This window comes from Amycolatopsis sp. NPDC059027 (assembly GCF_042739735.1).
Taxonomy (GTDB): Bacteria; Actinomycetota; Actinomycetes; order Mycobacteriales; family Pseudonocardiaceae; genus Amycolatopsis.
The window spans coordinates 28,629-49,384 of the sequence record NZ_JBHYIK010000009.1 but is presented as its reverse complement, the minus strand read 5'-3'; the positions used below and the strand labels follow the sequence as shown (position 1 = coordinate 49,384).

Here is a 20,756-nt window from a genome sequence, read left to right as displayed (position 1 = left end):
TTTGGTTAGGTTAACCTAATCGGAGACAGGAGCCTGGGGCCTGTCCGGGTAGCTGTTGTGACCTGGCACGCACGCGACACGGTGGACTTCTGTCCCGTTTGTGAATTAGGTTAGCCTAACCAATTGACGATCTTGGGAGCGGACGATGGGGCGGAATCCCGGCGGGCGAACCTTCGTGGCGGTGTCCGAAAGGCTTGTCCGGCAACGGTTTTCGCGCCCCGGTCGCGAGCGGTCGTGCGCGCCGGAAGTCGTCACGCTCGGTCGTTGAACGTGTGATTTCCGTTCCGGTCCCCCGATTTCGCGATGCCCGAAAGGAATCTCGACGTGTCTTCACCCGCGTTGGTCCGGCCGAGACCCGTACACCGGGCGGCCGATCTGCTCGCCGCCTACCTGCCGGGCTCGTTCTACTTCTCCTCGCCGAGGGGATCGCTGCTGGCCGACGGCGTGCGCGCGTCCGTCCGGCGGGGGACGGGGTCCTGGTCCGGCGCGGCGGCCGAAGCGCTCGGGAAGGCGGCGGCACTCGGCGTCACCGAACCGGTGGTGGCCGGCGCGATCGGGTTCCGGCCGGAGGCGGAAGCCGGCCTCGTGATCCCGGCCGTGGTGCGGCGCGCGGGAGCGCCGGAACGCTCCGCGGCCGGCGAGACGCCGGAGGGATTCGGGGCGACGACGTGGTCGGTGACGCCGCGGCCCGAGCCACGGGCGTACGCGGACGGCGTCCGCGGCGCTCTCGACCTGATCGGTGCGGGCGGACTGGACAAGGTGGTGCTCGCCCGCAGCCTGGAGCTGACGGCCGATGCCCCGGTCTCGGTACCGTCGTTGCTCGCTCGGCTGGTGCGGGCGAACCCGGCCGCGTACGCGTTCGCGGTCGACGTCACGGCGGCGGGAGACCCGGCCACGCGCACGCTCACCGGGGCGAGCCCGGAGTTGCTGGTCTCCCGGCGCGGCGACACGGTGGTGGCCAATCCGCTGGCGGGATCGCTGCCGCGTTCGGCCGACGATGCCGAGAATCGGCGGCGTATCGCGACGCTGCTGGCGTCGGCGAAGGACCGCCGCGAGCACGCCCACGTGTCGGCACAGGTCGGTGACGTGCTGAGCCGGTTCTGCGCGGACCTCGACGTTCCCGCCGAACCCGAGGTGATCGGCACCCCGACGATGTGGCACCTGTCGAGCCGGATCACCGGACGGCTCAAGAACCCCGCCGATCCCGGGTCGTCTTCCTTGGCGCTGGCCGAAGCCCTGCATCCGACGCCCGCCGTGTGCGGCGTGCCTGCCGCGCCCGCCTACGCCGCGATCGCGGAACTGGAACCGGAGGACCGCGGGTACTACGCGGGGTTGGTCGGCTGGTCCGATGTGGACGGTGATGGCGAATGGGCGGTGACCATCCGCAGCGCCGAGGTGTGCGACCGCACGGTCCGGCTTTTCGCCGGCGCCGGGATCGTCGCCGGCTCGGACCCGGAGGCCGAACTCGCCGAAACAAGCGCGAAATTCCGTACGCTCCTGCGTGCTCTCGGGCTGGAGGGTGTGGCGTGAACTCGGGTCCGGATCACGTGGCCTGGCCGCCCGAGATCGCCGCTCGGTATCGCGCGTCCGGGTATTGGCGGGGACAGACCTTCGGCGCGCTGCTGACTTCGGTGACGGCCGCCTACGCCGAACGCACCGCGGTCGTGGGGGAGCGCGCCGGGCGGCTCGAACGCTGGACCTTCGCCGAACTGGACGAGCGCGCGCACCGGATCGCGGCAGGCCTCGCCGAGTCGGGGATCGTGCCGGGTGATCGCGTGGTTCTGCAGTTGCCGACCATCCCGGACTTCATGCCGGTCGTGTTCGGGTTGTGGCGTGCGGGCGCGTGGCCGGTGTTCGCCCTGCCCGCGCACCGGGACAGCGAACTCCGGCATTTCGCCACACAGACCGAGGCGGCCGCGATCATCACCGTCGCGGAGCACGAACGGCACGACCACGCGGCGACCGCGCGTGCTGTCGCGGCTGACGTGGATTCGGTGCGGCAGGTACTGATCGTCGGGTCCACGGAGTTCGACGACCTCGCCGCGACCGCGCCCCGCGAGCTGCCCGACCCCGATCCGGAGGGCGTCGCGTTCCTGCAGCTGTCCGGCGGGAGCACCGGGCTGCCGAAGCTCATCCCGCGCACGCACGACGATTACCTCTACAGCGTCCGGGAAAGCGCGCGCATCTGCGCGCTGCGCCCGGAAAGCGTGTACCTGGCCGCGTTGCCGGTCTCGCACAACTACCCGCTCAGCTCGCCGGGTGTGCTCGGCGCGCTGCACGCGGGCGCGGCGAGTGTGCTGGCCCCCCGGCCCGATCCGGACACCGTGTTCCGGCTGATCGAGTCCGAGCGGGTGACGATCACCGGTGTCGTGCCGCCGCTGGCCGCCGCCTGGGTCCAGGCCGCCGCGCGCACCGGGCGCGATCTGTCCAGTTTGGACACTCTGCTCGTCGGGGGTGCCAAATGCGGCCGGGAGCTGGCCGAGCGGATCGGGCCCGCGCTGGGCTGCCGCCTGCAGCAGGTGTTCGGGATGGCCGAGGGCCTGGTCTGCTACACCCGGCTCGACGATCCCGACGAACTCGTCCTTGGCACGCAAGGACGTCCGATCTCGCCCGACGACGAAATCCGCGTCGTCGACCCGGACAACCCGGCGGCGACCTCCGACGACGTGGTGGCACCAGGGGAAATCGGCGCGTTGCTGACCCGCGGGCCCTACACGATCCGCGGCTACTACCGCGCGGCCGCGCACAACGCGACGGCGTTCACCGCGGACGGGTTCTACCGGACCGGCGACCTGGTGCGGCGCGGGCCGACCGGGCACGTCGAGGTCGTCGGCCGGACGAAGGAACAGATCAACCGGGGCGGCGAGAAGCTGGCGGCCGAAGAGGTCGAGAACCACCTGATGGCTCACCCCGGCGTGCTCGACGCGGCCGTCGTCGGCGTGCCCGACGAGTATCTGGGCGAGCGGACCTGCGCCTACGTGGTGCCCACCGCGGATTCCGCGCCCACGGCGCCCGAGCTGCGCCGCTTCGTCCGGGAACGGGGCGTGGCGGCGTTCAAGGTGCCCGATCTCGTCCTCGTCGTCGACGTGTTCCCGGTGACCGGCGTCGGCAAGACCAGCAAACGCGAACTGCGGGCGGCACTGGCCGCCCTCGCCGAGAAGGGGTGATGTCCGTGTCCCTGCCGGAAATCCGGCCGTATCCGCTGCCGGACGCGGCGGAGCTGCCCGCGGGTCGGGTGGGCTGGTCGCCCGACCCGGCGCGGGCGGCGCTGCTGGTCCACGACATGCAGCGGTATTTCCTCGCCCCGTACGCGGGCGCGCCGGTGCCCGAGGTGACGGCGAACATCGCGGCGCTGATCGCGGCGTGCCGCGAGCGGGCGATCCCGGTGTTCTACACCGCGCAGCCGGGCCGTCAGGACGCTCCCGACCGCGGCCTGCTGACCGAGTTCTGGGGCGACGGGATCGGCGCGGTGATCGACGCCGACCCGCGCGCCGCGGACATCGTCGACGAACTCGCCCCGGCCGAGGGCGACACCGTGGTGGCCAAGTGGCGCTACAGCGCGTTCCAGCGCAGCGCGTTCGCCGAACAGCTCGCCGCGCGGGGGCGCGACCAGCTGCTGATCACCGGTGTCTACGCGCACATCGGCTGCCAGGCGACCGCCGTCGAGGCGTTCATGCGCGACGTCCGGCCGTTCCTGGTCGCCGACGCCGTCGCCGATTTTTCCCGGGAGCGGCACGACCAGGCCTGCGAGTACGTCGCGCAGCGCTGCGGTGCCGTCACCACCACCGCCGTCGCGCTGGCCGCGCTGACGGCGCCGATCCCCGCAGGAGCACCCCGATGAGCGACACGCCCGCACTGACCGCCGACCGCGTCCGCGCCGACATCGCCGGTCTGCTCGGCTGCGATCCCGCCGAGGTCTCCGCCGACGAGAACCTGCTCGACCGCGGGCTGGACTCGGTGCGGATCATGAGCCTCATCGAACGGTGGCGCGCGGCGGGGGCGACCGGGCTGGAGTTCCCGGATCTGGCCGAGCGGCCCGAACTCGGGCACTGGACGGCGTTGCTGGCGGGGGAGAAGCCGTGAGCCGCGTCGATCACCGGCATCGGCACCACGAGCGGATCGCGGAGGTCCGGGAGGGCACGAGCGCCGAGAAAGTGGGGTATCCGATCCGGATCCGCGCGGCCGAGGTCCTGCGCACCACGATGGTGGGCGCGGGGCTCGTGCGGGTCACCCTGGGCGGTTCCGGCCTCGAGGGGTTCGAGGCGCATTCGCCGGACGAGCACGTCAAACTGCTCTTCCCCGAACCCGACGGGACGCTCCGGCTTCCGGAGCAGGACGGGCAGATGCTGCGCTGGCCGCGTCCGTCGCCGACTTCACGGGAGTACACGGTGCGCCGTTACGACGCGGCGTCCGGTGAACTCGACATCGACGTCGCGCTGCACGACGGCGGTCTCGGCGCGGACTGGGCACGAGCCGTCGAGCCGGGAGAGGTCGTTCATGTCGCGGGGCCGCCCGGCGGGCTGATCGTCCCGCACAGTTACGACCGCTACCTGCTCGCGGGCGACATCACGGCCTTGCCCGCGATCGCGCGCTGGCTCGAGGAACTGCCGCGCACCGCGGCGGGCTGGGCGTTCGTCGAGGTCCCCGATTCCTCTTGCGAGATCGAGCTTTCCGCGCCCGAGGACGTCGAAGTGCACTGGCTGCACAGCGGTGGCAGGCCGCCGGGCACCGGCGATCAGCTGGAACGCACCGTCCGCGGCGTCACCGTGCCCGAGGGCGAGCGGGTCTACGTCTGGATCGCCGGCGAGGCAGGGCAGCTCAAGCCGTTGCGCCGCTGGGTGCGCGACGAACTGCGCCTGGCCAAGGACGATCACGACATCACCGGCTACTGGAAGCGCGGCGTCGCCGACTTCGACGACGAGCACGAGGAACACCATGACCACTGAACAACCGTCCACTGAGGACAAATTCACAAAGACTGTGTCTACAAAGGAACTACCTATGCGTGCTGGCCGTTCACTCCGTCTCCTCGGCGCCTTGGCGCTGTCGCTCACCGTGGCCGTCACCGGCTGCGCGTCGAACGGTGCCCCCGCGGCCGAGGGCGGGACGCGGGTCTTCGCCGCGGACAACGGCCAGATCACCATCCCGGCCAAGCCGCAGCGCGTCGTCGCCACCGGCTACGCGGTGCCCGCGCTGATCGAAGCCGGCGCGCCGCTGGTCGGGATTTCGACGTGGGCGCGGGGAATCCCGCTGATGAGTCCGCAGGACAAGGCGACCTACGACGGCCTCAAGAAGGTCGCGGGGGAGCAGGCGGCAGAGACGAACTACGAGGCCATCGCGAACGCCAAACCCGACCTCATCGTCATCGGCGTGCCCGCGCCGGTGCTGAAGGACATCGACGTCAACCGGCTCAAGGCCGTGGCGCCGGTGGTGGCGATCGGGCCGACGGTCCCGTCCGCCTGGCGTGACCTGTCCCGCCGCCAGGCCGACGCCGCCGGCGCGCTGGCGAACTTCGACCGCACCCAGGCCGAGTACAAGGCCAAGGCCGACCAGCTCGCCGCCAAGTACAAGGCCGTGCTGCCGCAGCTGAAGCTCGGCCACGTCGGCGCGTACGGCGAGGTCGCGAAGGGCAACTTCCAGCGCGAGTTCAACGGCTCGTGGGGCACCAACATCGCCCAGGACGCCGGCGCGAACTACTACGGCCAGGTCAAGAAGAAGGGCGGCGGTTCGAAGGACGTCAGCGAGTACCCGTCCATCGAGGAACTGCCGACCGCGTTCGCCGAGGCCGACGCGATCACCTACTCGGTCAAGGCCGACGGCTCTGTCCCGCCCGCCGTCCAGTACGTTCTGGACTCTCCACTGTGGAAGAACCTGCCCGCGGTGAAGGCCGGGAAGGTCTACCCGTTCCGCTACACCGAGGCCGCCACCTACAAGGGCGCCATGATGACCCTGGACGCGGTCGACAAGGCGTTCGCGCCGCTGCTGGCGAAGTGACGGTCACGCGGCCGGCGGGTACCACAGCGGCTCCCGGCGTCAAGCGGACCACCGTCCTGATCGTCGCCCTGGTGGCGCTCGGGGTGGTGGCCGTGGTCAGCATCGGCATCGGCGCCCACGCCGTCGCACCGGGCGAGGTCGTGCGCGCGCTCGTCGCCTTCGACGGTTCGAGTGACCAGACGATCGTCCGCGACGTCCGCGCGCCGCGCGCGTTGCTCGCTATCGCCGTCGGCGCCGCGCTGGGCGTCGCGGGCGCGCTGATCCAGACGTTGTCGCGCAATCCGCTCGCCGAACCCGGCATCCTCGGGGCGACCTCGGGCGCGGGGTTCGCGGTCACCCTGGGATCCGCGCTCGGCGCGGCGGCGTCGCAGGCCGGGCAGCTCGGGTTCGCCGTGGTGGGTTCTGTGCTGGCCGCGTTGCTGGTCTACTCGGTCGGCCGCCAGTCGCCGCTGCGGCTGGTGCTCTCCGGGGTGGCGCTCACGGCGGTGCTGAACGGGCTCACGCTCGGGATGCGGCTGATGTTCCCCGACGTCCTCGACCAGTACCGCTTCTGGTCGGTCGGTTCGCTGGCGGGGCGTGAGCAGGCGCCGGTGCTGCTGCCGATGGTGGTGATCGGCGTCGCGCTGATCGGGGCCCTGCTGCTGAGCCGGTCGCTCAACGCCGTCGCGCTCGGCGAGACGGTCGCGCACACGCTGGGCACGAACGTCGCGCGGGTGCGGCTCACCACGCTCGTCCTGATCACCGCGCTCACCGGCGCGGCGACGGCGGTAGCGGGTCCGATTTTGTTCGTGGGCCTGATCGTCCCGCATCTGGCCCGCCGTCTCGCCACGGGTTCGGTGCCGTGGCTGCTGGCCTACACGATGGTCCTGGCGCCGATCCTGCTGCTCGTGGCCGACGTCGGTTCGCGGGTGCTGCTGCCGACCGGCGAGGTGCCGGTCGCGATCGTGACCGCGTTCCTCGGTGCCCCGGCGCTCATCTGGGCCGTGCGGAAGTACGGGGTGGCGGCACTGTGAAGACCGCTGTGAAAACCGCTGGGAAAACGGCCGTGAACGTCGTCGTGTGGCGCGGGGCCGCGATCCGGGCCGAGCGGCGGACGCTCGTACTGGCGGCGTCGCTGGTCGTGGTGATGCTCGGGCTCGGGCTGCTCGGCCTGTGTTTCGGCGCATCGTGGGCGAATCCCGGCGAGGTGTTCGCCGCGCTCGGCGGGTACGGCGACTCGGTCGTCGTCATCCGGGACTGGCGGTTGCCGCGCGTGCTGGCCGGGCTCGTCTTCGGTGCGGCGCTGGGCGTGGCCGGGGCGATTTTCCAGAACCTGACCCGGAATCCGATGGGCAGCCCGGACGTCATCGGCCTCGACGCCGGTGCCTACACCGGCGCGCTCGTCGCGCTGACCGTACTGGGCGGGGCGGCCGGAACGCTGGCGCTGAGCTCGGTGCTGGGCGGGCTGCTGGTGGCGGCCGTGATCTACCTGCTGTCGATGCGGGGCGGGCTGTCCGGGCTGCGGCTGGTGGTGATCGGGGTCGCGATGAACGCGATGATCACCGCGCTCAACTCCTGGATCGTGCTGCGCGCCGATCTCGACGTCGCGATCGCGGCGGTGGGCTGGCACGCGGGCTCGCTCAACGGGATCGGCTGGCCGAAGGTGGTACTGCCGTTCGCGATCATCGCCGTGCTGCTGGTCGTGATCACGACCCGGTCGCACGCCATGCACCAGGCCGCCCTCGGCGACGACCTCGCGGTGACCAGCGGCGTCGGCCTCGGCGGGCTGCGGCTGCTGATGGTGCTCGTCGGTGTCGGCTGCACGGCGACGGTGACCGCCGTGGCCGGGCCGATCGTGTTCATCGCGCTGGCCGCGCCGCAGATCGGCCGCAGGCTGGCCAAGGCGCCCGGGGTGCCGCTGCTCCCGGCCGCGCTGACCGGCGCGGTGCTGTTGCAGGGCGCCGACCTGATTGCGCAGATGCTGCTGGCGCCGGTGTCGCTCCCGGTCGGCGTGGTCAGCGCCGCGATCGGCGGCTGTTACCTGATCTGGTTGCTGACCAAGGAAGTGAGGCGTTCGTGAGCGAGGGGACTAGTGCTCGGCTGGTGGCGCGGGAGCTGACACTGCGCTACGGCGAGCGAGTGGTGTCGACCCGGCTGAGTCTCGACATTCCCGATGGCGCCTTCACCGCGATCGTGGGCCCCAACGCCTGCGGGAAGTCGACACTGCTGCGGGCGTTCGTCCGCCTGCTGCGCCCGGCGGAGGGGGCCGTGCGGTTCGACGACCGCGAGGTGGGCGCGTACCCGACCAAGGCGCTGGCACGCGAACTCGGCTTCCTGCCGCAGGATCCGGTGGCCCCGGAGAACATCAGGGTCCGCCAGCTCGTCGCGCGCGGGCGCTTCCCGCACCAGTCGCTGCTTGCCGCCTGGTCCGAAGTGGACGAACGGGCGGTGACCGGGGCTATGGAAGCCGCGGGTGTCGCCGATCTCGCCGGACGGGGCGTGCACGAGCTGTCCGGCGGTCAGCGGCAGCGGGTGTGGATCGCGATGGTGCTGGCCCAGGAGACGCCGTACCTGCTGCTCGACGAGCCCACGTCGTTCCTCGACATCACGCACCAGTACCAGCTGCTGGCCCTGCTCGCGCGGCTGCGTGACGAAGGCCGCACCATCGTCGCGGTCCTGCACGACATCAACCAGGCCTGCCGGTACGCCGATCACCTGGTGGCGATGAAGGACGGCCGCGTCGTCGCAGAGGGCGCCGCCTCGTCCATTGTGGACGAGGCGTTGCTCAAGGAGGTCTTCGACCTGCCGTGTGTGGTGGTGCCGGATCCGGTCACGGGCACACCCATGGTGGTCCCGGACCTCGACGCGTGCCCGTGAATCGCAGACCTCTTCAGGAGCCTCCCTTGACCTCACTGCCTCTCACCGGCGCCCAGCTCGGCATCTGGAACGCGCAGCGGCTGGAGCCGGACTCGCGGTTCTACGTGGTCGGCGACGTCGTGGAGGTGTCCGGGGCCGAGCCGGTGGACGTCGAGGCGCTGGCCAAGGCAATTGCATCCACTGTGGACGAGGCGGAGTCGTTGCGGCTGCGCGTTTTCGACACGCCGGAAGGCCCACGTCAGGTGATCGGCGACGCGCGGGCGGAACTGCCGGACGTCGTCGATCTGCGTGCCGAGACCGATCCGCGCGAGGTCGCGGAGGCGTTCGTGGCGGCCGAACGGCTCCGGCTCGCCGACGCCTGCCGCGACATGGCCGACCGGAAACTGTACTCCCAGACGGTGATCCGGCTGTCCGACCGCGAGGTCTGGTACACCCTGCTCGGCCACCATCTGGTGTTCGACGGCTACTCGGCCGCGATGCTGGCCCGCCGGACCGCCGCGCACTACACCGCGCTGGTGCGAGGCACCGAGGTGGCGCCGTCGCCGTTCGGGCGCTTCGCGGACGTCGTCGAATCCGATCGCGTTTACCGGGAAAGCGAGCAGTGCGAACGCGATCGCGCGTATTGGCGTGATCGGCTCACGCCGCTGCCGGAACTGGGCGACGGAGATTCCGCGGCGGGACCGCCGGAGGACACGCTGACCGCCCGCGCGGTCGTCCCGCCCGAGGAGGTCACGTGGCTGCGCGCCGCTGCCGAACGGGAGGGCGTCACCTGGGGTGAAGCCCTGATCGCCTGTTACGTCGCTTTCCTGCACCGCGTCCAGGGCGACACGGACGTCATCTGCGCGTTGCCGCTGATGTGCCGCACGGGGTCGGCCGAACTGCGGACGCCCGCGATGGCGGTCAACGTGCTGCCGCTGCGGGTGGGCGTGCGCGGTGGTGACCGGCTGGGCGAGCTGAGCCGTCGCATCGCTGGGGCGATGCGGGAGATGCGCGCCCATCAGCGTTACCGGGGCGAGAATCTGCCGCAGGACCTGGCCGTACCCGGCGCGGGCGCGTTGCTGCACGGCCGGGGCGTCAACCTCAAGGCGTTCGACCTCACCCTCGACTTCGCCGGGGCGACCGGCGTGATGCGCAACGTCGCGGGCGGGCCGCCGGAGGACATGGGGCTGAGCGTGCTGCCGACCCGCGACGGCGGGCTGTTGCTCGGGTTCGAGGTCGACGCCCGCACCCACGATCAGGCCGGGGTCGACCGCAAACTGGCCGTGCTGCGCCGGCTTCTCGTGGCGCTGACCGGGCCGGACGCTCCCGCCGTCGGACAGGTCGAGTTGCTCGAAGCAGGGGAACGCGCCGAACTGCTGGCGAGCTGGTCTCCGCCCGCGTTGCCCGGCACACCTCGCGACGTCCCGGCATTGCTGGCGGAGCTGGCCGCCGTGCAACCGGACGCGATCTCCCTGGTGCACAGGGAAGAACGACTGTCCACTGAGGAACTCGCTGGACGGGTGCACCGGCTGGCCCGCGCGCTGCGGGCGCGCGGGATCGGGCCGGACGACGTGGTGGCGCTCGCGGCGCCCCGGTCGGCCGAGCTGGTCGTGGCGCTGCTCGCGGTGCTCGACGCGGGCGCGGCGTACCTTCCGCTGGACACCGCGCATCCGGCCGCCCGGCAACGGGAGCTGGTCGCCGACGCCCGGCCCGCGCTCGCGCTGACCACCGAAGCCACCGAGCCATCGGCCGACGACGTCTTCGGCGACGTGCCAAGGCTGTGCCTGGACGCGCCCGGCACGGTCGTCGAACTGTCCACAATGGACGATAGACCGCTGGCCGTGGCCGAACTCGCCGCGCCGCGTCATCCCGAACACCTCGCCTACGTCATCTACACCTCGGGTTCGACGGGCCGCCCCAAGGGAGTCCTCGGCAGGGTCGGCGCGCTGGCGAACCTGGTGCACCACCACCGTTCGACCCTCGTCGCCGAAACGGAAGCCGCCGCGGGGAGGCGGCTTCGTGCCGCGCACACCTATTCGTTCGCCTTCGACTCCTCGCTCGACCAACTGCTGTGGCTGCTCTGCGGTCACGAACTCCACCTCTACGGATCCGAAGTCACCCGCGACGCCGACGCGCTGCTCGACGCGTTCGCCCGGGACCGGATCGACGTCGTCGACACCACTCCGTCGATGGCCGCCCCGCTCGTCGACGCGGGCCTGCTCACCGCAGCCCACCGGCCGTCGTTGCTGGTGCTCGGCGGCGAAGCCACGCCGCGGGCGTTGTGGCAGCGGGTCGTCGCCTCCGGCGTCCCGGCTCGCAATCTGTACGGGCCAACAGAGTCCACTGTGGATGGCACGTTCGCGCGGATCGACGGCGGGGAGCCGACGATCGGACTGCCGCTCGCGGGGAGCCGCGTCTACCTGCTCGACAGCGCGCTGCGGCCGGTGCCGCACGGCGCCCGGGGTGAGCTGTATCTGGCCGGGCCGCAGCTGGCCCGTGGCTACCTGAACCGGCCGGGCGTCACCGCCGAGCGGTTCGTCGCCGACCCGTTCGCGGGGCCGGGGGAGCGGATGTACCGCACGGGCGATCTGGCCCGGTGGGTGCCGGGGCGGGGCCTCGAATACCTGGGACGCGACGACGGGCAGGTCAAGATCCGCGGCTACCGCGTGGAGATCGGGGAGGTCGAAGCGGCGCTGGCCGCGGTGCCCGGCGTGGCCGTGGCCGCGGCTGTGGTCAGCACCGGCGCGGGCAGGGCGAGGCTGATCGGCTACGTCGTGCCCGCGATGTCCGCCGGTTCGCCGGTCACCCCGGATGCGGTGCGGGACACCCTCGCCGAGTGGCTCCCCGAACACCTGATCCCGGCCGCGGTGCTGGTGCTCGACGAACTTCCCTTGACGGTCAACGGAAAACTGGATCGCACCGCCCTGCCTGTCCCGCGCGTCGAGAGCGGCGGACGGACCGCGAGCACCGAACGGGAACGGATGCTCTGCGAGGCCGTCGCCGAGGTGTTCGGCCTCGACCGGGTCGGCGTGGACGACGACTTCTTCGCGCTCGGCGGGGACAGCATCACCGCGATCAGCGTGAGCAGCAGGCTACGGGCGCGTGGTCTCGAACTGCGGCCGCGGGATCTCCTCGCCCGGCGGAGTCTCGCTTCCCTCGCCGCGGCGGGCAAGGAGATCGAGGACATTCCCGACGTGCTTCCCGACGATCCCACCGGCCCGGTACCGGCGCCGCCGATCGTCCGTGGCCTGCTCGACCCGCATCCGGACATCGATGTCGTGGCAGGGTACGCGCAGTGGACGGCGCTGAGGGTGGACGACCTGGCGTTGGACGACCTCGTCGCGGGCGTAGGAACGATCCTGGACCGGCACGACGCGTTGCGGTTACAAGTAACGGGCGAACTGGTCGTCCGTCCACAGGGGATGGTGTCCGCCGCCGACGTCGTCAACGAGGTGCACGGCGAAGACGTCGACGCGGTGGCCGAGCGCTTGGCGGCCACTTTGGACCCGCGCTCCGGGGAGTTGCTGCGGGTCGCGCTGGTCCGGACCGGTGAAGATGAGCCGGATCGCCTGGTCGTGGTCATCCACCATCTCGTCGTCGACGGAGTGTCGTGGCGGGTGCTGCTGCCCGACCTGCACGCGGCCTGCAGCGGTAGGGCAGCGGAACTCGCCCCGGTGGGAACGTCGTGGCGCCGGCACGCCACTTTGCTCGCCGAGCAAGGGGAAACCGGCGCGCGGCGGGGTGAACTCCGCCATTGGCGCGACGCGGCGAGCGCGTCGCCTGGCCTGATGAGCCGAGCACTGGACCCGGCGAGGGACACCGTGGCGACCGCCCGCCGGTCGACGACCATGGCCACGCCCGAGGTGACCGAAGCACTGCTCACGACTTTGCCGTCGGCGTACCGTGCGGGTGTCGACGAGGTGCTGCTCGCCGCACTGGTCCTGGCGCTGCACAGCCGGGGACGGTCCACTGAGGACGCTGTCACGGTCACCATGGAGAGCCACGGAAGGACGCAAATCGCTCCGGGAACCGATCTCTCCCGCACCGTTGGCTGGTTCACCAGCGAGTACCCGGTCCGTGCGCCGGCGGACGCGATTTCGTCCACAATGGACCTCGATGACGCGCTCGCTGGCGGTGATGCCGCCGGACGGCTGGTGCGCGCGGTCAAGGAGGCCAAGCGAAACACCCCTGACGAGGGCATGGGTTACGGCGTGCTGCGGTATCTGGACCCGGCGACGCGGGGTGAGTTCGCGGCGCCGGAAGTCCTGCTGAACTACCTCGGCCGGTTCACGCCGCTGCCCGGCACCGGCTGGCGGCTCCCGGAACGGAACGCCTTCGCGGTGCTCGAACCGGCGGGTAAGGCTCTCGAACAAGTGCTGGCCCTCAACTGCTTCGTGCACGAAGAGGGCGCGCCCCGGCTCGCTGTCGAATGGACCGCCGCCGGTGAGGTGCTGGACGCCGAGACCGTGACGGACCTGCAAGCCGCGTGGAAGGCGGCGCTGAACGCGCTGGCCGCGCACGCGGCGCGGATCGGGCCGGACGGCGGTGGTCTCACGCCGTCGGATCTGCCGCTGGCCGAACTCGACCAGGCCACCATCGATGCCCTCGAACGCACTCGCCGCGTCGCTGACGTCTGGCCCGCGACGCCGCTGCAGGTCGGTTTGTCCTTCCACAGCCTGGTACGCGGTGACGAGGACACCGACGTCTACGTGGTCCAAGCGGTGACATTCCTGGCCGGTGACGTCGATTCGGCGAGGATGGCCGACGCGGCACGGGAACTGCTGCGGCGCGTCCCGTCGCTGCGGATCCACCTCGCCACGACGACGTCCGGCGAGGTCGTCCAGGTGGTCCCCGAGGACGTCCTCCTCGACTGGCAGGAGGCCGATCTCTCCGCCACCGCACCGGAAGACCGCGAAGGTCTGTTCGCCGCGCGAACCCGGGCGGAGTTGAAGCGGCCGTTCGATCCGGGGGAGCCCCCGCTGATCCGGTTCCTGCTCTGCACCTTCGCACCGGGCGAACACCGGCTGGTGCTCACCAATCATCACGCGCTGCTCGACGGCTGGTCGATGCCGCTCGTCGGCCGGACGCTGCTGGCCCTCTACGCCGAACTCGGCGGCGGCCCGGTCGCGCCGGAGGCGACCTCCACCGGTGAATTCCACCGCTGGTTGAGCGGCCGCGACCGCGAGGCGTCGCTGAAGACCTGGCGTGACGCGCTGGCCGGGATCGACGAGGGAACCCGGCTCACGACGGGGAGTGCGCAGGTGGACCGGCCCGAGCGTGTGTCGATCGGGCTCGGCGGACAGTTCAGCGACCGGCTGCGCGCGTTCGCCCGTGATCGTGGGATCACCCTGACCACCGTGCTGCAGACCGCGTGGGGCCTGCTGCTCGGCAGGCTCACCGGACGGCACGACGTCGTCTTCGGCTGTCCCGTTTCGGGGCGGCCGGACGAGGTCGACGGCGTCGAGACGATGATCGGCCAGCTCGGCACCACGATCCCGGTCCGCGTCCGGCAGTCCCCGTCCGGAACGGCGGCCGAGCTGCTGGCCGCCGTCCACGCCGACAGCGTCGCGCTGGCCGAGCACCACCAGGTCGGCCTCCCGGACATCCAGCGGGCCGTGGGCGCCGGCGAGCTGTTCGACACGATGCTGGTGATGGAGAACTTCCCGCTGTCGAGCCGGAATCGCACCGTGCTCGCGCCGGGACTGGAGCTGACCGGCGTGGACATCGTCGACGCCACGCACTATCCGCTGACCGTGATCGTGATCCCCGAGGACGAGATCACGATCGGACTCGGCTACCAGCCGCACGCTCTTGACGAGGCGACCGTGCGGGACTACGGCCGGTGGCTGCACACGCTGCTCCGGGAGATCGTGGCCGATCCGGAGCGGCCGGTGGCGCGGATTCCAATGCTCGAAGCGTCCGAACAGGACAGTCTGCTTCGGACCGGTACCGAGATCGTGCCGTCGAAGGAACGCGGTAGCTGTCTGGCGGAGTTCGCCGCCCAGGTGCGTCGTCACCACGACAAGGAAGCGGTCGTCTGTCGCGAAAGGACACTGACCTACGGAGAACTGGACCGGCTGTCGAACCGCGTGGCGCACAAGCTCGTCGAGAGCGGGGTCCGACGGGAGGACCCGGTGGCGGTCCTGCTCGGCCGCGACGTCGAGATGGTGGTCGCGTTGTTCGGGGTGCTCAAGGCGGGCGCGGTGTACGTCCCGATGGACGCGAGCTACCCGAAGGATCGCCTGGCCTACATGATCGGCGACATCGCCCCGGCCGCGGCGGTGACCACCGGCGATCCGCTCGCGGTGCTGCCCGCCGGGGTTCCCGTGCTGCGGCTGGACGATCCGGCCACGCTCGCCGGTCCGTCCACTTGGGACACGGATCCGGCGGAGGCGCGCCGCGGCCTCACCGAGGACGCGCTGGCGTATGTCATCTACACCTCGGGGACTACCGGGCGGCCCAAGGGCGTCGCCGTGCCGCACAAGGGAATTCCCGACCTGATCGCCCTGCAGGAGGAGGTCGTCGGGGTCACCGAACGCGAACGGTACCTGCACTTCGCGTCGACCAGCTTCGACGTCGCGTTCTGGCAGACGATGGTGCCGCTGCTGTCCGGCGGGACGTCCGTGATCGCGCCCGAGGAGGTGCGCGTGCCCGGTGACGAACTGCTCGACTACATCGTCGAGCACCGGGTCACCGGGGTGAACCTGCTGCCGTCGTTCCTGGCCGCGATGCCGGACGACCGCACGGTGGACAAGGACGTCTTCTTCGTCGTCGGCGCCGAGCGGCTCGACCCCGAACTGGCCCGTCGCTGGGGTGACCGGCGCGCGCTGTTCAACGCCTACGGCCCGACCGAGGTCACGATCAACGCGGTGACCTGGCACTACGACCCCGACGACCCCGGCCCGCTGCCGATCGGACGGCCCGACCCGAACATCCGCGCGTACGTGCTGGACAGTGGTTTGCTGCCCGTGGGCGCCGGCATGACCGGCGAGCTGTACCTGGCCGGTCCGGGCCTGGCACGCGGCTACGTCGGACGTCCCGGGCTGACCGCGCAGGCGTTCGTCGCCGATCCCTTCGGCGCGCCGGGGGAGCGGATGTACCGCACCGGTGACCTGGTGCGCTGGCGGCCGGACGGACAGCTGGTGTTCCTCGGCCGGGCCGACCATCAGGTCAAGATCCGCGGCTTCCGCATCGAGCTCGCGGAGATCGAGACCGTGCTCACCCGGGATCCGGATGTTCGCGCGTGCGTGGTGATCGTGCGCGAGGACCGGCCCGGTGACCGGCGGCTCGTCGGCTACGTCATCCCGGCCGACGGCGTCGAGTTCGATCCGGCGGTGGTGCGCGAGCGGCTGGCCGGGGAGCTGCCCGATCACATGGTGCCGTCCGCGCTGGTCGTCCTCGACCGGCTTCCGTTGAGTCCCAGTGGAAAGCTCGACCGCGCCGCGCTGCCCGCGCCAGGCACCACGGCGTCCGAGGCGCGCGAACCGGCCACCCACGCGGAGGCGGTTCTGCTCGACGTCTTCCGTGCGGTGCTCGGCACGGACGACGTCAACCTCGACGACGCCTTCTTCGACATCGGTGGCGACAGCATCGTGTCGCTCCAGGTGGTTTCCCGGGCCCGGCGCGAAGGACTGGGCCTGACCGCGCGGGACGTCTTCGAAGGCGCCACCGTCGCCGGGATCGCCGCTCGTGCCACCTCGCTCGACGAGACCGCTCCCGAGGCTCCCGCGGTGGGCGACGCGCCGCTGACCCCGGTCATGCGCGACCTGCTGCGCCGGTGCGACGCGGCCGGGACGTCCCCCGGCGGGTACTGCCAGTGGACCGAGATCCGCGTTCCGGCGGGCGGGAGCACCGCGACCTGGCAGGCCGTGCTCGACGCGATCCTCGCCCGGCACGACGTCCTTCGCGCCCGCCTCGTCACGCCTGGCGAGGGTGCCGAACCGGTGCTCCGCATCCCGCCGGTCGGCGAGGTCACCGGCGCGGACGTCCTCACCGTGGCGCGAGGCGCCGGGGATCCGCGCGCCTTGGCCGATGCCGCGATCGCGGAGGCCCGGGAACGGCTGGATCCGTGGGCGGGGCCGTTGGTGCGGGCGGTGTGGGTGGACGCCGGGCCGGAGCGGTTGGGGCGGCTCGTGCTGATCGCGCATCATCTTGTGGTGGACGGGGTTTCGTGGCGGATCCTGCTCGACGACGTCGCGCACGCGTACGCCTCGATGTCTGTTGTGGACGGTCAGTCGCGGGCGGCTGCGTTGCCGCGGCACGGGGAATCTTTCCTCGGCTGGGCGCGGTCGCTGCGCGCGGCCGTGGAGTCCCGGCGTGCCGAACTGCCGCATTGGCGGCGGATAGCGGAAGCACCCGCGCGTCCGTTGTCGGTGACCGCGCTCGATCCGGTGCGGGACACCGCGGCCACCGCCGTCCACCACGAGATCCGGCTGGCTGCCGAGGCGACGCGGACACTGCTCACGACGTTGCCCGCGGCCTACCGCACGACCCCGGACACCGTCCTGCTCACCGCGCTCGTCACCGCGGTGTGGGAGTGGCGTGGCGGCGCGGCGGAACTCCTCGTCGCGCTGGAGAGTCACGGCCGTCCGCCGCACACTCCGGACCGCTCGCGTCCGGTGGATCTGGCGCAGACCGTCGGCTGGTTCACCGCGGTCCATCCCGCCCGATTGTGCTTGTCCGGAACAGCCTTGTCCGGCAAGGAGTTCCCGGAAGCGTTGAAGGCTGTCAAGGAGCAGCTGCACGCCCAGGGTGACGGGCTCGGCCACGGTATTCTCGCCGGGGCCGAACCGGATCTGGCCGTGGCGCCGGAGATCAGCTGGAACTACCTCGGGCAGTTTCCGGCCGCCTCGGCCGGTGAGACCGCCTGGCAGGCCCCGGCGGACGCCGATCCACTCGGCTCGGGCGGTGGCGACACCCTGCCGCTGCCGTACGGTCTCATGGTCGACGCACTGGCTCGCGACGAACGTCTCGGCCTCCGGTTCACTTGGCCGTCGGCGCTCTTCGAAAGCCTCGAGATCGAGCAACTCGCCGAGTTCTTCCAGCGCGCGCTGACCCGGCTCGCGACGGACCCCGCGGCGCGGGACCGAGCCGGGCTCACCCCGTCGGATCTGCCACTGTCCACACTGGACCAGACGGCGATCGTCGCGCTGGAACAGGACTACGCCGTCGAAGACGTCCTGCCGCTGACCCCGCTTCAGGAATTGATGCTGCGGCATTCCCGGGCACGGGCCGAGGAAGCCCCCGACCCGTATACCGTGCAGGCGGCGTTTTCGATCGACGGACCACTCGACGTCGACGCGTTGCACGCGGCCGGTGCCGATCTGCTCGACCGGCATCCGAACCTCGGTGCCGCGTTCCCGTCCGCGCCACTCGACCACGTGCAGGTCATCCGGGCCGGCGTGCGGCCGGAGTGCCGGTTCATCGACGTCTCGGTCCTCGAATCCGGGGCACGGCAACGAGAAATCGAGCGGCTGCTGGCCGAGGACCTCGCGGAGCCGTTCGACCTCGCGGCCGGTCCGCCGATACGTCTGACGGCCATCCGCCGCGAGCCCGGGCGGGCCGAGTTCGTGCTCACCAGCCATCACGTGCTTTCCGACGGCTGGTCGGCGCCGCGCATGCTGGCCGAGATCTTCGCCTGCTACACGGCACGGGTCCGGGGCACGACGCCGGACCTCCCGGCGCCGGTCCCGTTCACGCGCTACCTGAGCTGGCGGGCGGCTCGTGACCAGACGGCCGATGTCGAAGCCTGGCGTGCCGAGCTGGACGGCCTGCCCGAGGGCGACTACCTGACCGATCGCGGAACCGGTGCGGGAGAACAACCTCCGGACCCGGTGCTGCTCGGCTTCGACGCGCGGACGGTCGAGGGGATCACCCGGGCCGCCGCCGCACGGGGGCTGACACCGAACACCCTGGTGCAGGGTGCCTGGGCAATGGTCCTCGCCGCGTGGTCGGGGCGCCGGGACGTCTGCTTCGGCACGATGGTTTCCGGACGTACCCCGGAGGTCGAAGGCGTCGAGGAGATCCTCGGGCTGGTGGCGAACACGGTCCCGGTGCGTGTCCGGCTGGATGGGACGCTCGAAGCTGCGCTCACCGATCTCCAGCGGCGGCAGCAGGCGATCGTCGAACACCACCATGTCGGCCTGGCCGACCTCGAGCGCCTCACCGGGCACCGGAGGCTGTTCGACACCCTGCTGGTCTTCGAGAACTACCCGGTGGACCCGGCGCGCCTGCGCGAACCCGCGCCGGGACTGACGATCACCGGGACCCGGTTCCGCGAGACGACCCATTACCCGCTGACGTGCACGATCATGCCGGTGGGCGACGGCTGGACCGGTGTGCTCGCCGCCAAGCCCGGGATGTTCACCGCGGCGGAACTCGGTGAGCTGGGCGAGGATCTGCGCGCGGTGATCGGGGAACTGGTCCGGGACGAACGGCTCGGCGAGGACACGGCCGAGTGGCTGGCCCGGTTCGGGAAGGACGCGCGGTGACCGGCGGCGCGAGTGCCGGGAGAATCGACCCGGCACTCCTGCGCAGCGCGTTCATCCTGGTGCTGGGGACGTTCATGGCGACCATGGACGCCACGATCGTCACGGTCGGCATCGACACCTTCGCGGACGATTTCGGCGCTTCCGTCACGGAAATCCAGTGGGTCAGCACCGCCTACCTGCTCGCGGTGGTCGCTGTGGTGCCGACGTCGGGCTGGCTGGCGGACCGGTTCGGGGGCCGCCGGACCTGGCTTGTCGCGGTGGCCGTCTTCCTGCTCGGCTCGGTGCTCTGCGCGCTCGCGTGGTCGGTGCCCGCTCTGGTGGTGGCGCGGGTGATCCAGGGGCTGGGCGGCGGGCTGCTGCCGCCGACCGGGCAGGCGTTGCTGGCGCGGGCGGCGGGACCGAGCCGGACCGGGCGGATCATCAGCATCGTCGCGGTGGTCCCGCTGCTGTCGCCGGTGCTCGGCCCGCTCATCGGCGGCGCGGTGCTCTCGGTCGCCGACTGGCCGTGGCTGTTCTACGTCAACCTGCCGATCGGCGTCGCCGCGATCCTCCTCGCTCGGCGCTATCTGCCCGTGTCTTCGCCGTCCCAGCCGCGCGCGCCGTTCGATTTCCGGGGTGCGGCACTGCTTTCGCCCGGTCTTGCCGTGCTGGTCTTCGGTCTCACCGAGGTCGGCCGCGGCCGTGCTGTCCCGCTCGCGGTGGCCGTCGTGGCGATCGTCGCCGGGCTCGCGATGCTCGCCGCGTTCGTCGTCCACGGGCTGCGGACCGGCCGGACGCCGTTGATCGACCCGAGGCTGTTCACCCGGCCGCCGTTCGGGGTGGCCGCGCTCGCGCTGGCGGTGCTCGGCGCCGGTGTCTTCGGCACGATGTTCCTGCTGCCGCTGTACTTGCAGACCGGACGCGGCCTGACGGCGTGGGAGACCGGGCTGCTGCTCGCGCCGCAGGGCGTCGGCGCGCTGGCGGGCTCGGTGTTCGTCAACCGCGCGATCGACACCGTCGCGCCGAGGACGATGGTGCTCACCGGCATCGGGCTGGTCACCCTCGGCACGGTCGTGTTCACGCAACTCGGGCACACGCCGCCGGATGCCCTGATAGCGCTTTCCCTGCTGGCCCGCGGCGCGGGGATCGCGATGATCGGCGCGCCGGTGATGAACATCGTCTACAGCGGGATCGACCCCGCTTTCCTCCCGCGTGCCTCCGGCGCGCTGAACCTGCTGAACACGGTCGGCGGCTCGGTCGGCACCGCGACGCTGGCGGTCGTCCTGCAGGCCCGGCTCGACACGCGGGGGACGGACATCTCCACGGCGTTCGCCGGCACCTTCTGGTGGGTCCTCGGGTTCTGCCTCGTCGCCGCCGCGGGCGCGATCAGGCTGCCGCGCCGCCACCGGGCGAAAGCCGAAGCAACCGTGCGTTCCGAGCACAGGAAAGGTTCCTGAA

The 20,756-nt window shown here is 71.6% G+C and carries 11 protein-coding genes; all 11 read left to right on the top strand.

Annotated features, from left to right (window positions below; translation table 11 throughout):
• Positions 1-324 precede the first annotated feature (324 nt).
• The 11 genes from ACFWY9_RS08535 to ACFWY9_RS08485 all read left to right on the top strand — a co-directional run bounded on the left by ACFWY9_RS08535 (position 325) and on the right by ACFWY9_RS08485 (position 20,755).
• On the top strand, positions 325-1,530 hold the full coding sequence (locus ACFWY9_RS08535) for an isochorismate synthase (protein WP_378338533.1): 1,206 nt from the start codon (positions 325-327) through the stop codon (positions 1,528-1,530).
• On the top strand, positions 1,527-3,167 hold the full coding sequence (locus ACFWY9_RS08530) for a (2,3-dihydroxybenzoyl)adenylate synthase (protein ID WP_378338532.1): 1,641 nt from the start codon (positions 1,527-1,529) through the stop codon (positions 3,165-3,167). The genes ACFWY9_RS08535 and ACFWY9_RS08530 overlap by 4 nt, the downstream gene beginning before the upstream one ends.
• Positions 3,167-3,841, top strand: a complete 675-nt coding sequence (locus ACFWY9_RS08525; RefSeq protein ID WP_378338531.1) for an isochorismatase family protein — start codon at positions 3,167-3,169, stop codon at positions 3,839-3,841. Before ACFWY9_RS08530 ends, ACFWY9_RS08525 begins: the two co-directional genes overlap by 1 nt.
• Positions 3,838-4,083: a phosphopantetheine-binding protein gene (locus ACFWY9_RS08520; RefSeq protein ID WP_378338530.1), complete on the top strand. Its 246-nt coding sequence runs from the start codon at positions 3,838-3,840 to the stop codon at positions 4,081-4,083. The genes ACFWY9_RS08525 and ACFWY9_RS08520 overlap by 4 nt, the downstream gene beginning before the upstream one ends.
• Entirely contained in the window at positions 4,080-4,946 is an 867-nt protein-coding gene (locus ACFWY9_RS08515) for a siderophore-interacting protein (RefSeq protein WP_378338529.1), read from the top strand. Before ACFWY9_RS08520 ends, ACFWY9_RS08515 begins: the two co-directional genes overlap by 4 nt.
• 55 nt (positions 4,947-5,001) lie before the next feature.
• Entirely contained in the window at positions 5,002-5,994 is a 993-nt protein-coding gene (locus ACFWY9_RS08510) for an ABC transporter substrate-binding protein (protein ID WP_378338528.1), read from the top strand.
• The gene (locus ACFWY9_RS08505; RefSeq protein WP_378338527.1) at positions 5,991-7,007 is read left to right on the top strand and encodes a FecCD family ABC transporter permease; all 1,017 of its coding nucleotides are present in this window, start codon (positions 5,991-5,993) and stop codon (positions 7,005-7,007) included. The genes ACFWY9_RS08510 and ACFWY9_RS08505 overlap by 4 nt, the downstream gene beginning before the upstream one ends.
• Before the next feature lie 113 nt (positions 7,008-7,120).
• Positions 7,121-8,053 carry a FecCD family ABC transporter permease gene (locus ACFWY9_RS08500; protein ID WP_378325583.1) on the top strand — a complete coding sequence of 311 codons (933 nt, stop codon included), beginning with the start codon at positions 7,121-7,123 and terminating at the stop codon, positions 8,051-8,053.
• The gene (locus tag ACFWY9_RS08495; RefSeq protein ID WP_378338526.1) at positions 8,050-8,850 is read left to right on the top strand and encodes an ABC transporter ATP-binding protein; all 801 of its coding nucleotides are present in this window, start codon (positions 8,050-8,052) and stop codon (positions 8,848-8,850) included. Before ACFWY9_RS08500 ends, ACFWY9_RS08495 begins: the two co-directional genes overlap by 4 nt.
• A gap of 26 nt (positions 8,851-8,876) precedes the next feature.
• Entirely contained in the window at positions 8,877-19,319 is a 10,443-nt protein-coding gene (locus ACFWY9_RS08490; RefSeq protein WP_378338525.1) for an amino acid adenylation domain-containing protein, read from the top strand.
• Entirely contained in the window at positions 19,286-20,755 is a 1,470-nt protein-coding gene (locus tag ACFWY9_RS08485; RefSeq protein WP_378338524.1) for an MDR family MFS transporter, read from the top strand. Before ACFWY9_RS08490 ends, ACFWY9_RS08485 begins: the two co-directional genes overlap by 34 nt.
• The last annotated feature ends 1 nt before the right edge of the window (position 20,756 follow it).

What these genes read in the sequence shown, in the direction of transcription:
- ACFWY9_RS08525 (WP_378338531.1), top strand. Translation starts at nt 3,167, where the DNA reads ATGTCCGTGTCCCTGCCGGAAATCCGGCCGTATCCGCTGCCGGACGCG.
- ACFWY9_RS08520 (WP_378338530.1), top strand. Translation starts at nt 3,838, where the DNA reads ATGAGCGACACGCCCGCACTGACCGCCGACCGCGTCCGCGCCGACATC.
- ACFWY9_RS08510 (WP_378338528.1), top strand. Translation starts at nt 5,002, where the DNA reads ATGCGTGCTGGCCGTTCACTCCGTCTCCTCGGCGCCTTGGCGCTGTCG.
- ACFWY9_RS08500 (WP_378325583.1), top strand. Translation starts at nt 7,121, where the DNA reads ATGCTCGGGCTCGGGCTGCTCGGCCTGTGTTTCGGCGCATCGTGGGCG.